The sequence below is a fragment of the Moorena sp. SIO3E8 genome, from assembly GCF_010692445.1.
Classification (GTDB): domain Bacteria; phylum Cyanobacteriota; class Cyanobacteriia; order Cyanobacteriales; family Coleofasciculaceae; genus Moorena; species Moorena bouillonii.
In genome coordinates this window covers 12,226-27,100 of the sequence record NZ_JAAHHM010000100.1, presented here as the reverse complement: position 1 = coordinate 27,100, position 14,875 = coordinate 12,226, and the positions used below count along the sequence as shown (strand labels likewise).

The 14,875-nt window shown below is 42.2% G+C and carries 14 protein-coding genes and 1 pseudogene; 10 read left to right on the top strand and 5 right to left on the bottom strand.

Annotated elements, in window-relative coordinates:
- Window positions 1-603: 603 nt before the first annotated feature.
- The 3 genes from F6K46_RS28870 to F6K46_RS28860 all read left to right on the top strand — a co-directional run bounded on the left by F6K46_RS28870 (window position 604) and on the right by F6K46_RS28860 (window position 3,832).
- Window positions 604-1,302: a TVP38/TMEM64 family protein gene (locus F6K46_RS28870; RefSeq protein ID WP_293057386.1), complete on the top strand. Its 699-nt coding sequence runs from the start codon at window positions 604-606 to the stop codon at window positions 1,300-1,302.
- Window positions 1,303-1,433: 131 nt separating this feature from the next.
- Window positions 1,434-2,096: a TVP38/TMEM64 family protein gene (locus F6K46_RS28865; RefSeq protein WP_293057383.1), complete on the top strand. Its 663-nt coding sequence runs from the start codon at window positions 1,434-1,436 to the stop codon at window positions 2,094-2,096.
- Between the two features lie 1,001 nt (window positions 2,097-3,097).
- Entirely contained in the window at window positions 3,098-3,832 is a 735-nt protein-coding gene (locus F6K46_RS28860) for a hypothetical protein (protein ID WP_293057380.1), read from the top strand.
- Between the two features lie 200 nt (window positions 3,833-4,032).
- Here F6K46_RS28860 and F6K46_RS28855 read toward each other — a convergent pair whose 3' ends face one another.
- Window positions 4,033-5,655, bottom strand: coding sequence for an RtcB family protein (locus tag F6K46_RS28855; protein WP_366510706.1), 1,623 nt, complete (start codon window positions 5,653-5,655; stop codon window positions 4,033-4,035).
- Window positions 5,647-5,880: pseudogene (locus tag F6K46_RS40340) on the bottom strand (RtcB family protein); the annotation flags it as partial. The gene F6K46_RS28855 and the pseudogene F6K46_RS40340, both read right to left, overlap by 9 nt.
- A gap of 335 nt (window positions 5,881-6,215) precedes the next feature.
- On the opposite strand from F6K46_RS40340, the gene petN reads away from it, so the two are divergent.
- Window positions 6,216-6,305 (top strand): cytochrome b6-f complex subunit PetN, encoded by a 90-nt coding sequence (gene petN / locus F6K46_RS28850; RefSeq protein WP_010871354.1) that lies wholly within the window; start codon window positions 6,216-6,218, stop codon window positions 6,303-6,305.
- A 339-nt stretch (window positions 6,306-6,644) separates the two neighbouring features.
- Complete coding sequence (locus F6K46_RS28845) at window positions 6,645-7,466, top strand: sulfurtransferase (RefSeq protein ID WP_293057366.1); 822 nt, start codon at window positions 6,645-6,647, stop codon at window positions 7,464-7,466.
- 168 nt (window positions 7,467-7,634) lie between these two features.
- On the opposite strand, the gene F6K46_RS28840 is transcribed toward F6K46_RS28845, so the two are convergent.
- A complete protein-coding gene (locus tag F6K46_RS28840; protein ID WP_293021415.1) occupies window positions 7,635-7,835 on the bottom strand; it encodes a hypothetical protein in 201 nt (66 codons plus the stop codon).
- Between the two features lie 207 nt (window positions 7,836-8,042).
- On the opposite strand from F6K46_RS28840, the gene F6K46_RS28835 reads away from it, so the two are divergent.
- From F6K46_RS28835 to F6K46_RS28825, 3 genes are all read left to right on the top strand, one after another.
- Window positions 8,043-8,561, top strand: a complete 519-nt coding sequence (locus F6K46_RS28835; protein WP_044495347.1) for an NYN domain-containing protein — start codon at window positions 8,043-8,045, stop codon at window positions 8,559-8,561.
- Between the two features lie 88 nt (window positions 8,562-8,649).
- The gene (locus tag F6K46_RS28830) at window positions 8,650-10,275 is read left to right on the top strand and encodes a 2-isopropylmalate synthase (protein WP_293057517.1); all 1,626 of its coding nucleotides are present in this window, start codon (window positions 8,650-8,652) and stop codon (window positions 10,273-10,275) included.
- A 478-nt stretch (window positions 10,276-10,753) separates the two neighbouring features.
- Complete coding sequence (locus F6K46_RS28825) at window positions 10,754-11,284, top strand: gamma-glutamylcyclotransferase (RefSeq protein ID WP_293057363.1); 531 nt, start codon at window positions 10,754-10,756, stop codon at window positions 11,282-11,284.
- Window positions 11,285-11,495: 211 nt separating this feature from the next.
- Here F6K46_RS28825 and F6K46_RS28820 read toward each other — a convergent pair whose 3' ends face one another.
- Entirely contained in the window at window positions 11,496-11,789 is a 294-nt protein-coding gene (locus F6K46_RS28820) for a hypothetical protein (RefSeq protein ID WP_293057360.1), read from the bottom strand.
- 619 nt (window positions 11,790-12,408) lie between these two features.
- Here F6K46_RS28820 and F6K46_RS28815 point away from each other — a divergent pair.
- Both F6K46_RS28815 and F6K46_RS28810 read left to right on the top strand, forming a co-directional pair.
- Window positions 12,409-12,642, top strand: coding sequence for a hypothetical protein (locus F6K46_RS28815; RefSeq protein WP_293057357.1), 234 nt, complete (start codon window positions 12,409-12,411; stop codon window positions 12,640-12,642).
- Between the two features lie 786 nt (window positions 12,643-13,428).
- Window positions 13,429-14,766 (top strand): AAA-like domain-containing protein, encoded by a 1,338-nt coding sequence (locus F6K46_RS28810; protein WP_293057354.1) that lies wholly within the window; start codon window positions 13,429-13,431, stop codon window positions 14,764-14,766.
- On the opposite strand, the gene F6K46_RS28805 is transcribed toward F6K46_RS28810, so the two are convergent.
- Window positions 14,695-14,844: a hypothetical protein gene (locus F6K46_RS28805; protein WP_293057351.1), complete on the bottom strand. Its 150-nt coding sequence runs from the start codon at window positions 14,842-14,844 to the stop codon at window positions 14,695-14,697. The genes F6K46_RS28810 and F6K46_RS28805 overlap by 72 nt on opposite strands.
- Window positions 14,845-14,875 lie beyond the last annotated feature (31 nt).

The following is a 14,875-nucleotide window of genomic DNA, read 5'->3' as shown; positions in this document are numbered from 1 at the left end:
CGTCGAATTAAATTCGCCACGGGTCGCACCATTAGCATCGCTAAAAATCATCATTGTCTTGATCCCAAGCGCGAGTGGGGGAAACCCCCGTGAGGCCACTGCATCGCTTGTCTGTACCCCCACACCCGGTCACCCCACACCCAATACCCCACACCTGAGGTCAAAGTAAAAAACCTACCCTTATGAGGATCAGGGGGATGAGCTTGTGCTCAGCAAGTAACATCACCAGAAAGCAACTTGCTATCAGGGACTTTTGCACTTTTGCATAAGTTCTATCTGTATGATTTACACTGATTCCCTGATTTCCTAAACTAGCTACTTATTGATTAAGGCTATTCTCAGTGAAAACTCATTAACCTAGGATTTAATAGATTCATGTATCCTGAAAATATCTAGAAATGAATGAGCAGTTAAAAATGACGATTAACCCTCTCTAAAACTTATAAAAGTGAGACGTTAATAATAGCTTTAATGTTACTAAATATAGTAACTATTGATAGAGGATGTGATATAATTCGATTCCTAATTAGTTTTTAAGTATAAAACTAATGCTATTGAAAAATAACTCTATTTAAAAATCACCAATTACTTTTTAACCAGCTCATGAAAGTTTCATCCTCGACATCTCAAAATCTGCCCCAGTCCAAGATACAGCTAGGACTAAGGTTAGGGATTGGGGCAATAGTTCTAGTGACAGCTGCCTTAATTTTGCTATTTACGCCGGTTGGGTCTTGGCTGAAGCTGGAAAATCTGAGATGGCTTCAGGAAAGCATGGGTATTTTTGGACCACTGGGGTACATTTTGATTTATATTGTTGCCACAGTACTAGCTGTTCCTGATGCGATTTTAACCTTTTCGGCTGGTGCTCTGTTTGGACTAATGCTCGGGACTTTGTGGACTGTGATTGGTGCTACTTTGGGAGCAACGGCTGCGTTTATGATTGCTCGCTTTGTTGCTGGTGATTGGGTTAAAGATAAGTTTCAGGACTCTCGTTTGGAGCAACTCAGTGAGGGAATTGAGAAAAATGGTTTTTGGTTTGTGCTCTCCATTCGCCTGGCACCAATTTTTCCATTCAATGCGGTTAACTATTTGTTTGGCTTAACACCAATTCCTCTACCCACTTATGTGATAGCCACCGCAGTGGGAATTATCCCGGCTACCTTTGCCTATGCTTGGTTAGGTCGCAGTGGTCTGGAAGCTATCAGCGGTAGTCCCCCCTGGCAACTGATCGGAGCACTAGTTGTATTAGCGGTGCTATCTACCACTCCCCTACTTTGGAAACAATCAAGACTTAGGCAATAACTCTATTTGTCGGGTGTGTTAATAACAGACCCTAGACCATCAGGGCGAATATAAAAGCGAATAAAAGTCGAGTTTTGCCTAAGTCCTGACCCTAAGTCCTAAGAATTTAAGGTGATTAAGGTAGAAGATTGATGAGATTGAACAGATTACTCAAAAGACGAAGCCTTTGGTTAGCGATCGCGCTATTTATTTTGGTCCTATTGTGTTACTCGACTCCTGTCAGAGCCTTATTTAACCAGAGGTTCCTAGTGCAACAGTTGCAAGGATTAGGCCATTGGGCAATCTGTTTATTTATCCTGGTTTATGCTCTGGCAACGGTTTTAGGAATTCCTGGCACAGTACTGACTATCGCTGGTGGTACAGTGTTTGGTTTAGTTTGGGGTACCTTCTGGTCTGTGATCGGAGCAACCTTAGGCGCATTGGGAGCATTTTGGGTAGCGCGTTACCTATTGCGAGATTGGGTTGAATACAAGTTCAGGCATCATAAAGCATTGGTCAGCTTCAATCAAGCAGTGATGCAGACACCCCTGATGTTTGTCTTAGCAGTACGCTTTGCCCCCATTTCTCCGTTTAATGTAGTGAATTTCTTGTTTGGTCTAACCCCGATTAGCTCGGGAGAGTATACCCTTGGCACTTTCTTTGGGATTATTCCTGGTACCCTCGCTTATACTTGGCTGGGAGTCACTGGGGGGGCAGCTTTGCAAGGAGGCGATCGCTTACCATTTTTCCTAGCACTCAGTTTCCTAGGTATACTGTCTGCCTTGCCACTGTTGGCAAAGCGAAAAAAGAAATAGTCTTCCTGTTGCCCATTCTCCTGTCCAATTCTCCTCATTTTCCCATCTTTCCCATCCTCCCTATCTCCCCTATCAATCAAAGGAAGTACCATGGCAAGAAAGCAACGTGGTATCAGTGGGTCAATAGGGTAAAAAATTTTCTGATCAACTACCCCGACTTGCTAAACTTTTCCCGAAACGCATCCGTAAGACATGTAAACAAAAAGACAGGGATTTACGGGAATCTGTTAAATTTGTTAATATGGAGGGTGTAACCCCTCATCTTTTCCCTGTCTTGATGCAGTCGCTCATGGGGGAAACCCCCGCGTGAAGGCGCTGCATCGCTGAGGTCAGGAGAAAAGAAAGGTTCTGTCAGTAGTCCCGTTTAACTTAAACTTTACTCGTTAAAGTTTTTACCTTACTTTTTTAAACGTTAAGTTTTCACAACTCCGGTGATACCGAAGGTGAGTGCTTGCCATTCGTTTTGTATAGCAAGACACTTAAGGTGTGCGCCTCCAAGGCCGCGAGGGATTGCTTGCGGCCTTGGGTCGCACCTCAAAGTGTTCTTCACCAAGTGTTTTTCACCAAAATTTCACATTTGGTAAAATAATTACTATACAATACTGTGGTTAGCCTTCCCAAGTTTTTCACAATGTGCGATTAAACTCCGTGATTAACTCCAAGAACATCTCAACTAAATACTAATTTTCTATGCATGTAGATAGAGATAAGTGTTTGTTAATAGGTCATAGGTCATAGGTCATAGGTCATAGGTTATAGGTAATTGCAATATACAAGTGTTGTTTAACAGCAGCAATAGTATGATACTCAATTATAAATTGGCAATTACCTATTATCATTTAACGATGATATCTACCCCAATAACTATCTCTATCTGACCTTAGATATAGGCGTTAAATTAGGTTTAAGTTTAAGTGGGGTAACGCTTCCATAATCGTTTTTACCCCTAGATATATTCATAATCAAATATCCACCCTTGGCGACTTTGAGATTGGCAGGAAATGACTAAAGAACAGTATTCTAAAAATTGGGTCAATGGACAATCGTTAATTATTACTTTTTGCCTGTTACCTTCTCTAGTAATTATCGTAGGAGTAATCAGCATGTTAAGGGAAAACAACAATTTTTCCTTAACGGATTCATCAAAAATTATTGTTAATCCAATCGAATCAATAATGAGTTGGTTCAAAGACACGTCAGAGAAAAAAAAGTCATTATCAAGTGTTGCTAAAACTAGTTCTGAACAACTAGTAGATAAAGCCTCAATGATTAATCAACTCATGCTTCCTATTATAACTGAATATGAAGAAACTGGACTAGGTATAGGTATAGGTATAGACAAAATTAAGCCTGGTTTTGAGGCCATTGGTTTTACCTTTAACCAGGGAGAAACTATTCATAATCAAATTAATTTGATAGGCAACAATACGGGAGGTACAGTATTAATTAATATTCTGGGAAATGTTAACAATATAACTCAAGCCTCGATCGCCACTAAAATTCCCTATAAATACTCTCATGAAAGCCAAGCTGCTTTACTTTTAGGATTATTCATTAGGGTAGTATCACCGGAATGGGAAAATGGTATGGCTTGGATTAACTATGGGTTGAAAGAACTTAGTGAAAACCAGAAAAGTTTATTAATCACGGAACAAAAAAACTATCAGATTCACTTAAGGGTTGACCGAGAGGTAGATTTGGTGATTCTCACCATAAAATCCCGCTCTAAATCCTAAGGTAATAGTCACCTTTAATGGTGTAGGATTACAAATGTGTTGAATTGCGTAATAAACTTTAACTACAATTGCTGATGTCTCTAGATATCTGTTTTTTTTTGGATATTACAACAGGAAAAAGGCAACAGAAACGTTTATGTCTCTGTTGCCTTTTACGTAATGGTTCACAGTTTAATGATTCGATTCAGTTTTGAAAGTTTTCAACCCTTAACACAAACAACCTGTTTCAGCGTTGCCACTACCTCAACTAGATCTGACTGATTAGCCATCACTTGATCAATTGGCTTATAAGCACCTGGGATTTCATCGATAACGTCCTTATCTTTACGGCACTCAACACCTTTAGTTTGCTCAACTAAATCATCAATGGTGAACTGCTTCTTGGCTTTGGTGCGAGACATTAAACGACCAGCACCATGAGCACAGCTGCAGTAGCTGTCATGATTGCCTTTACCTTTAACAATGAAAGATTTTGCCCCCATGGAACCAGGGATGATACCATAGTCATCGGTACGAGCTCGCACTGCTCCTTTTCGAGTGACATAAACCTCTTCGGAGAAATGCATTTCTTTCTCGGCATAGTTGTGATGGCAGTTAACTGACAACAAGGGCTTGAAGGACTTACCACCAGCCAGATGTTTCTCAACAATTCGCTTGAAGCGAGCCATCATGATATCACGATTGTAACGGGCATAGTTTTGCGCCCATTGCAAATCCCGCCAGTAGGCAGAAAATTCAGGGGTTCCTGCGACAAAGTATGCTAAATCTCGGTCAGGAAGCTTAGTATGTGCTAGCTTTGCTAATTCTTTAGCGGTATTAATGTGGCACTTAGCTAGCTGATTACCAATATGCCGTGAACCGGAGTGTAGCATCAGCCACACTTGGTTTTCGGTATCAAGACACAATTCAATGAAATGATTGCCACCACCAAGGGAACCCAGCTGTTTCATGGATTTTCCATCTAGCCGTTGCACACCTGGATGAAGCTCCTTAAAGTCACGCCAGCCTTGCCAGTTTACTACTGGTTTTTCGATATCTTTGTTTTCATTAAAGCCAACGGGAATAGCTGCTTCAATCTCCAAGCGAATCTTCTTGAGCTTGCCCTCCAATTGCTCTGCCACAAAAGGGGTTTTGATGGCAGACATGCCACAGTTGTGAACAAACACACCAGCGGTCAAGGCAAAGTTGTGATACTCTGGCACGGTTAGGCAGTAGACATCCTGTCTTTCCTGAAGTGGTAAGATATTGACGACTTTGTGATTTGCCCCCCCTACCAGATTTGAGCTTGGATGCTCGGCAGGAGCAAGGTTATGGTGATCAATATGGTGATCAATGACTGTTCTGTAACCTCGAAAAGATGCTACTGTTCCTAACAATTGAGATTCTAACCATTCAGAGGCAGGGATATCAGAGGCAGGGATATCAGAGGCAGGGATATCAGAGGAAGAGATAATCCCATCTGCCTTTTGCCATCTTCCAGAATAGGGTTGCTGGATTAAGGTGTAACCATCTTTATCGGTTTGGGAGTAGAAAGGCATCAAGGATGTCCCTGGTTTGAGGTCACGGGCTTCGAGGTAACTGCCATCCCTGAGCATGAATCGATGATCGAGAGTACATTTAATTTCTTGTGAGTTGTCGAGAACGACCTTTAACAGTAGTTGGTTACGGCGGGTTAATTTGGCTGTAGCCTTAGCTGCGACAATTTTTCCGGTTTGTGTGCAGGAGTAGACAATAATTTCTCGCTGACTGCTGGCTAGTGCTTCGAGGGTGTAAGATTTGCCATCAACCAAGGGAACGAGGGTATCACCTGTAAAACAACCAATATCTACCCCGACAGCTGCTGGCAGGATGGCATCTTTGGTGGCAATTACAGAGCCAACTAATGAGCCTTTACCTAGGTGAACGTCTGGCATTAATGCGACGTGCTTAAACACAAATGGCAGAGACGCCACATTTTTCGCCATTTGGGTTTCCTGAGCAGCTAGGGAGTGATTCGCCCAAGACAGCACAGGTTTTGGGGTGGAGATGTCTAGTTTTTCGTAAGGCATAACAATAAATTATCTTTCTTTTATATTACATATATAATACACAATAACTACAAGATTGTCCATAAACTTGAATCTAAGGATCAGGTGATGATCACAAGTTTTCTTGAAGCAATCTGTGGACAGTTTAGTAACTGTCACACTATCCCCTGTCCAGGTCAAATACTCTTGACCTGAAACCTAGCCAGACTATGGATAATCAGCTTTGGTCAAAGACGGGGGGGCTAACCCTATAACCAGATAATTCCCAAACGAATTCCACTTCTGCAGGAGGTGGCGGTGTCAAATTGAATTATTATAAGATTTGGAGTTATTGAGTAATTTTTTTATATATTGCTATGGATATTCTGACACTAGGCTGGGTTTCTGTACTGGTTTTGTTTACTTGGTCAATCTCAATGGTTGTCTGGGGTCGTAACGGATTTTAACAGTATCGTGGAAAATCCCGTAATCACTATGTTATTCTTTGCTGCCGCTGGATTATTAGTGGTGGTAAGCGGAGGAATCATATATCTAACTGCTGCTGAGTGGCGCGATCGCCGCCGCCAAAAGCGGGATAAATAGGGATGAAAATCTGACAGCGGATGGCTGGGGGTTTTTATCCCTCTAAACCAAGCACTACCAACTTAATATCTCAACCAAACAAGCAAACGTTAATTTGTTTTGTTTGAAGAGAGTCCTAGGAGCGTAAATCCTTGGACTCACTTGATATCGCTAAAGCTTATTCGTTCTAAATCAATACTAAAATTTATAATCCGTGATGTCACATGACGGAACAAGCTTTTATAGTTTCTGGTCAGTATCTGAGTGATCATCTTGATGATCCCCACATCGTAATTGTCGATTGCCGTTTTGCTCTATCTGATCCAAACCTGGGCTATGAACAGTATAACGTTAGCCATATCCCTGGCGCTCACTATCTCGATTTGAATAAAGACCTTTCGAGACCAGTAGAGCGTCATGGTGGGCGTCATCCTTTGCCTGAACCTGGGAAGTTAGCCCAGAAATTAGCAGGGATTGGTGTGAATTTCCGAAAAACCCTAGTGATTGCCTATGATGATTCCCGTTCTGCTTTTGCAGCCCGCTTGTGGTGGCTGCTGCGCTACTTGGGACACGACCAAGTGGCGTTGCTGGATGGGGGTTGGACCCGATGGCATTCCCAAGGGTATCCAGTATCTGATCAAGAGCCTACCACAAAACCAGGAATATTTGTAGAACAGTTGCGCTCTGATTGGGTGGTGGATATTAATACTGTGAAAGTACGTAAAGATTTGCCAGAGGTGGCTTTGGTAGATTCTAGGGAAAGCGATCGCTATTTAGGTAAACGAGAACCGATTGACCCTGTTGCCGGTCACATTCCTGGTGCACTCAACTACCCTTGGCATGGTGTGACGGACACCAATGGTTATTTGCAACCATTAGCATCCCAACAAGAGCGCTGGACTGAGCTGGAGAACAAACAAGAAATTCAGGTTTATTGTGGTTCTGGTGTAACCGCTTGTGTAAATCTCTTCTCCCTGGCATTGGCAGGAATTAATACTGGCAAGCTTTATGCTGGGAGTTGGAGTGACTGGTGCTCTTATCTATAATTTTCCCAACCCGTTGACTTTGCTTGCTTTGAGAAACTGTGGCACTACCCAAAGCAAGCAATAGCTTAGGTGTGTTGCTTGCCCAAAAGCTTGCCAGTCCCGTTAAACTACCACTACTTTGATACTCCTAATTGTTTCGATCTGAGTTGCTACCCTTCTCCCTAGGACTTAACTGAAGCGGTGCGACAAGGCGCTGCCTGAACCTCGCCATGGTATAGCAGTCGCCAGGGCAGGCGCGGACATGACAAAAGTCTCAAACCTAAGTAAGCGCAAGAGTTTGACTTCTGACTTCTGACTTCTGACTTCTGACTTCTGACTTCTGACTTCTGCTATAACGCGCACCAAGACAGAGGAGGGTAAATTTGGCATCCTATCCTCAAAATCCTGAAATTATCCCCCTATTGCTTACTCTTTCACTAGGTAAGTACAGATAAGTCATCTCTATCAGTAGTAATCAAATCACTAATTACCACTAACTAGTTAAGTCTTAGGTAATTACTAATTTACTAGCTAAAAACTGCTAGAATAAAAAATTATATTAAAGATTATATAGAAAATTGTTAGGTTTAAGTAAATATGCATTGTCCACTGAAACGTATGTCTATTTTTGTAGACGGCAATAATATGTTTTACGCCCAACAAAAGAATGGGTGGTTTTTTGATCCTAGGCGGGTTTTAGACTACTTTAAAAACGAGCCTGGTATTACTCTAGTTAATGCATTTTGGTACACCGGACTCAAAGATCCTCAAGACCAGCGGGGGTTCCGAGATGCTCTAATTAGTCTAGGATACACGGTTCGTACTAAAATTTTAAAGGAATATTATGATGATAACTCGGGTCGCTATTCACAAAAGGCTAATTTAGACATAGAAATTGTTGTGGATATGTTTAATACTGTGGAACAGTATGACAAAGTTATCTTGTTTAGTGGAGATGGAGATTTTGAACGAGCAATTGAATTACTGCGTTCTAAAAATACTCATATTACGGTGGTTTCCACAGAAGGGATGATTGCTAGGGAACTGAGGAATGCCACTGACCGTTATATTGATCTAAATGATGTCCGTGATCAAATTGAAAAAATTGATTCATAGTTATAATTATAAACAAAGCAAACTGTCGGTCTAGTTGACTGACGACCGTTCTCTTCAAATCACTGACTATCAACCAATCGAGTTAGTTATGAACCAGCAACCTCAATCAGAACGCATTATCATTTTTGACACTACCCTCCGGGATGGGGAACAATCTCCTGGAGCAACCCTCAATGTGGATGAGAAGCTGATTATTGCTCACCAACTGGCACGATTGAGAGTAGATGTGATTGAAGCAGGCTTTCCCTACGCTAGTCCTGGGGATTTTGAGGCGGTGCAAAAAATTGCTCAAGCCGTGGGCATAGAATCTGGACCAACGATTTGTGGTCTAGCACGGGCAAGTCGTGATGATATCAAGGCGGCGGCGAATGCCCTCAAACCGGCAGCTAATGCCCGTATTCACACTTTCATTGCCACTTCGGATATTCATCTGGAGTACAAACTGAAGAAGACTAGAAAGGAAGTGTTAGAGATTGCGCCAGAAATGGTGGCTTATGCGAAGTCTTTTGTGGATGATGTGGAATTTTCCCCGGAGGATGCAGGGCGCAGCGATCCCGAGTATCTCTACGAAGTCCTGGAACGGGTAATCGATGCGGGGGCTACTACGGTTAATATTCCTGATACTGTAGGTTACACTACCCCAAGCGAATTTGGTGGCTTGATTCGTGGGATTAAGGAAAATGTTCCCAATATTGACCGGGCAATTATTTCTGTCCATGGTCATAATGATTTAGGTCTGGCAGTGGCTAATTTCCTGGAAGCTGTGAAAAATGGTGCCAGGCAACTGGAATGCACGATTAATGGTATTGGAGAACGGGCTGGTAATGCGGCTTTGGAAGAGTTGGTAATGGCATTACATGTCCGCCGTCAGTATTTTAATCCTTTCTTCGGACGCCCCCCAGAGTCGAAGGAACCCCTAAGCACTATTGATACTCGTCAGATTTACAAGACATCCCGTCTGGTTTCGAGTCTTACCGGGATGTTGGTGCAACCGAATAAGGCAATCGTGGGCTCGAATGCTTTTGCTCATGAGTCTGGTATTCACCAGGATGGGGTACTTAAGCACAAGCTGACCTATGAAATCATGGATGCCGAGTCGATTGGGTTAAAGGAAAATCAGATTGTACTGGGTAAACTATCGGGTCGCAATGCTTTCCGTTCTCGCCTCAAGGAGTTGGGCTATGAGTTGTCGGATAATGACCTGAATAAGGCGTTTGTTCGCTTCAAAGAGGTGGCGGATAAGAAGAAGGAGATTACGGATTGGGATTTAGAAGCCATTGTTAATGATGAAATTTACCAGGCACCGGAAGTGTTTCACTTAGAGTTGGTGCAGGTGTCCTGTGGGGATCATGGTAGTCCTACGGCTACGATTACGCTGCGAACACCTACAGGTAAAGAACTTAGTGATGCTGCTATTGGTACTGGTCCGGTGGATGCGGTGTACAAGGCTATTAATCGGGTGGTGAATGTGCCTAATGAACTGATTGAGTTTTCGGTGCAATCGGTAACAGCAGGCATTGATGCTCTTGGGGAAGTGACTATTCGTTTGCGGCACAATGAACGGGTCTATTCGGGTTATGCGGCGAATACGGATATTATTGTGGCTTCAGCACAGGCCTATGTGAATGCACTGAACCGACTGTATTCAGCCATGCAAAACGGTAAGTTGAGTAATGATCCTGAGTTATCCATAGGTTCTCGAGCAGGGGTCTGATCTCAAATTGTTATGGAATCAATATAGCGGTTTGCAATTTGGTGAGGTACAAAGAGATCCCCCTAAATCCCCCTTAAAAAGGGGGACTTTGAGGTTGAGAAGCGTATTTCATAATTCCTAGAAACGCTATATCTAAGAGGTTGTCTGAGAAGTCTCATTTGCTACATCCAAGCCCCCTAAATCCCCCAATTTTGGGGGACTTTTAGAAGCAAATTGACTCTTGTTCCCCCCAAAGTTGGGGGGCTAGGGGGGCAAAATTCAGTATCAAAAAACTTTTCAGATATCCTCTAATATCTAAAAGGCAAACCTCTGCATACTTTGCGTTTCAATAATTGTTCAATAATTGTCCCACTGGCTGAAACGGTGGGATTTCTTTTTGCTGAAATGTTTTTTTTGACACTCCCCACTACTCGACTGTTCGATAGAATAAGGTTTTATTTGCCAAGATTCAGATATAAGTTAGGAATTAGGATTGCGTATGTCAGCTGCCCAGCTAAACACTGACAGAAAACACCAACTTCACACAGAGTCAGGCTTTTACTATTTTGCTTATGGCTCTTGTATGTGTCCAGTAGATTTAAAGCGATCGCTTGGGGAGGATACCCATAATTTTGTGATTGGTACTGCTACCCTTAAGGATTATCATATTGGTTTTTATAGCAAATCTCCAAGTCGTAATTGTGGCACGCTGGATGTGGTGAAAACTCCTGGCTCAAGGGTTGAAGGAGTGTTGTATCATTTACCTTGGCGGGTGAGTGAAGCTTTGGATCTGCGGGAAGGTGTGCCTCGCGGTCTCTACCAACACGAAATGGTAAATGTCCACTGTCAAAATAAGTTGTATCAGGGCGTTCGGACTTATGTGGTGGTGAATAAGTTAGACCGGGAAATGGCTCCTAATGATTGGTATTTCGATGTGGTACTTCGGGGTGCTATTACCTGTGGGATATCTGAGGAGTATTGCTGGAAGTTATTTGACCATATGCACCAGTTGCAACTAAAGGCGAGCTGAGGATTGCTAGCAAAGGGAATAGGGAACAGCGGATCTGGGAACAGGGAGCAGTTGATGTAGGGTGGGCAGTAAGTATCATCCCGATGGTAAGCTTTGAAATTGGTATTATTACTGCCCACCTTACGATTAATTTTACTCTATTTTACAATAGCATTTGATGTAGGGTGGGCAGTAAGTATCATCCCGATGGTAAGCTTTGGAATTGGTATTATTACTGCCCACCTTTAGCAAAGGGAATAGGGAATAGGGAGTAGGGAGTAGGGAGTAGGGAGTAGGAAAAATGGAAAAATATGTAGGGTGGGCAGTAAGTATCATCCCGATGGTAAGCTTTGGAATTGGTATTTTTACTGCCCACCTTTAGCAAAGGGAATAGGGAATAGGGAGTAGGGAGTAGGGAGTAGGGAGTAGGAAAAATGGAAAAATATGTAGGGTGGGCAGTAAGTATCATCCCGATGGTAAGCTTTGGAATTGGTATTATTACTGCCCACCTTACGATTATTATCACTCTATTTTACCATTAATTTTATGTTGGTGTGCAGTGCCAATTTAACTTTATAAAACCTTTAAAATTTCTAGTCATCACTGCCCACCATCCGATTTACTTTTACTATATTTTACCATTGATATTATGTTGGTGGGCAGTGCAAATCTACCCTACAACAAGATAGAAACTTATTAGGAAGCACTGCCCACCCTACGATTTATTTTACTCTATTTTACCATTGATTTTCTGTTGGTGGGCAGTGCCGATTTAACTTTGTACAAGCTATAAAATTCCTAGGAAGCACTGCCCACCATCCGATTTACTTTTACTATATTTTACCATTGATATTATGCTGGTGGGCAGTGCAAATCTACCCTACAACAAGATAAAAACTTATTAGGAAGCACTGCCCACCCTACGATTTATTTTACTCTATTTTACCATTGATTTTCTGTTGGTGGGCAGTGCCGATTTAACTTTGTACAAGCTATAAAATTCCTAGGAAGCACTGCCCACCCTACGATTTATTTTACTCTCCAAACTCTCCATATTTCGTAATAAAAAAAAATCTAAATCCCTTGACAATATATTAATATATTAATATATTAATAATATAAGCCATTTACAGGAGTCACGATTCATGACCAAGAACATTCCACCTAACTCCGATGACAAGAACACTCCAGAAAACCCTGGTCGCAAACCTAAGAAAGTCAAGCTCGTCTTGATCGGTTCTCCTGAAAAAGTTTGGAAGACAATTATTGCCCTTTATGGCCTTAAATACGCCTATCCCAACGAGTGGAGCACTCCGGAACCTACGGGGAAGCCTGATGAGATTATGACTTTTTTGATTCGCTATTTTTACGTAGACTAGGATAGTAATTTGCCAGGGTTTTGACCCCCTGGCGACCATGAGTGAAATTTGTTTTGTGGAGGTTAGTTTACTGAGTTGGAATGTTGTTGTTTTGGATCAGTTGCTGAGGTAAGTGGTCAGTGATCAGTGGTCAGTGGTCAGTAGTCAGCTTTGTGGCACAGGCTTCTAGGCTGGGGAGCATCTCAACTTTGTAATTAGGTACATAGATCCCCCCTAACCCCCCTTAAAAAAGGGGGGAATTAGATTGAAAAGTCCCCCTTATTAAGGGGGATAATGGGGGATCTGAATCAGGGATTAACAAAATTGATATGCATCCTATAGCCTGTGACCTAACCCATAAGCTGATAGCTGATAGCTGATCAGCTGTTCGCGTAGCGTGCGCGTAGCGCTTAAGCTGATACGCTAAGCTTTAATTGTAGTGGTTTATATATTAGAATTCGGTCAAGCATTGGTTAACCAAACTTTGACCGATTTTTTTTTATTAGTATGTGTTGCGTAGGGTGCGTTAGGGGCGGGCTAGCCCTGATTTTCCGCCTCTTTCTAGTTGAACAGTCCGCCCCGTAACGCACCACCGAGTCAAATAGCAAAAATGAGATGCATTCAGTGTGGAAAAAACTTCAGGTTACTTCATGGCACTTCACATTGGTGAAGCTCTAAGAAGATATTTGTGATTATTTTTTCACTGATAAACAAACTTTGTGAAACTATTGTCTCAATCTCGCTCAACTAATCAATAATATTCTAAACTAAGTATAGGACTACCTACGGCACAACCAGCGATCGCCTATGATTAGTAAAGAAGCCTTCGAGGAAAAATTCAAGACCATGCCCTGGAAAAGGCGACAAGTATTAGAGGCGGTGGTTGGTGGTAAGACAGATCAAGAAATCAGAGACAAGGTGCTAAAGGTCAATGATCCATCTACCGTAAGAAAGCATATTTCTAATCTATATAAAGATTTTGATATTGAAGCTAATGGTTATAATTGTCGTTGTGAGTTAGTGGAAATCGTTAATACCTATAAGCCAGAGTTAGTGGCTGAGGAAGTATTAAACGAGTGCGGGTTATCCTCTAGATCAACTCAAGAGATATATATTGAGCGCCCACCTGTTGAGGCTCGTTGTGATCAGGAAATTGTTAAACCGGGAGCGTTAATTCGGATTAAAGCACCGAAACGGATGGGCAAAACGTTACTAATTCAGCAGATTATCGCTCATAGTGAAAAACAGAGTTATGCTCAGGTTTATTTAAATATGAATGAGCTACCTTTCAATAACTTGGATAGCTTTTTACAATCGTTTTGTGTGCGAGTGTCTGATAACTTAGGATTGTCGGATCAGTTAGACAGTTATTGGAAAAAGCGTTTACCCAGCAAGGTAAACTGCAAACGATACTTAGAGCAGTATTTATTAAAGTCTTTAGATAGTCCGGTAGTTTTGTGTTTGGATGAAGTAGAGCAAGTTTTTTCTCATCAAGAGGTGGCTGAAGGGTTTCTGACGTTGCTGCGAAGTTGGCATGAAGATGCTAATAGTAAAGATATTTGGAAAAAATTACGGTTAATTGTGGTTTATGCCACGGAAGTTTACGTTACCTTACCTACCGATCAATCGCCGTTTAATGTGGGATTACAGATAGATTTACTAGAGTTTACTGAGCAGCAGGTTACGAGCTTTGCCCAGGCTTATGGCTTGAATTTGTCTGGGGATTCAGTAAGGAAACTGATGGCAATGGTGGGGGGACATCCTGATTTATTGTCCCAAGCTTTCGATTATCTCAAGAATCATGAAGCAGCAGAGAAGACACTGGATACCCTTTTGACGAATGCCCCCACAGAAGCCGGAATTTATGGCAGTCATCTCCGTCAACTCTTAACTAGTATTCAAGGGCATCCCGAATTACTGGACGCTGTTAAATTATTAGTTAGTACAACTAAACCCGTGCGCCTGGATGCTACTATCACTCGCAAGTTGGAAAGTATGGGTCTAGTGCAACGCTATGGCAATGATTGTAGTTTGATATCTAATTTGTATCGTCTGTATTTTAGCGATCGCATTTTAGGGAATCGGGAATCGGGAATCGGGAATCGGGAATCGGGAATCGGGAGTCGGGAATCGGGAGTCGGGTAATATGATTATTATCAATAGACCAGGAACAGGACTTAAGCAATGCCCCCTAAATCCCCCAATTCTGGGGGACTTTGACATGATTTCCCCGCCCCCTAAATCCCCCAATTCT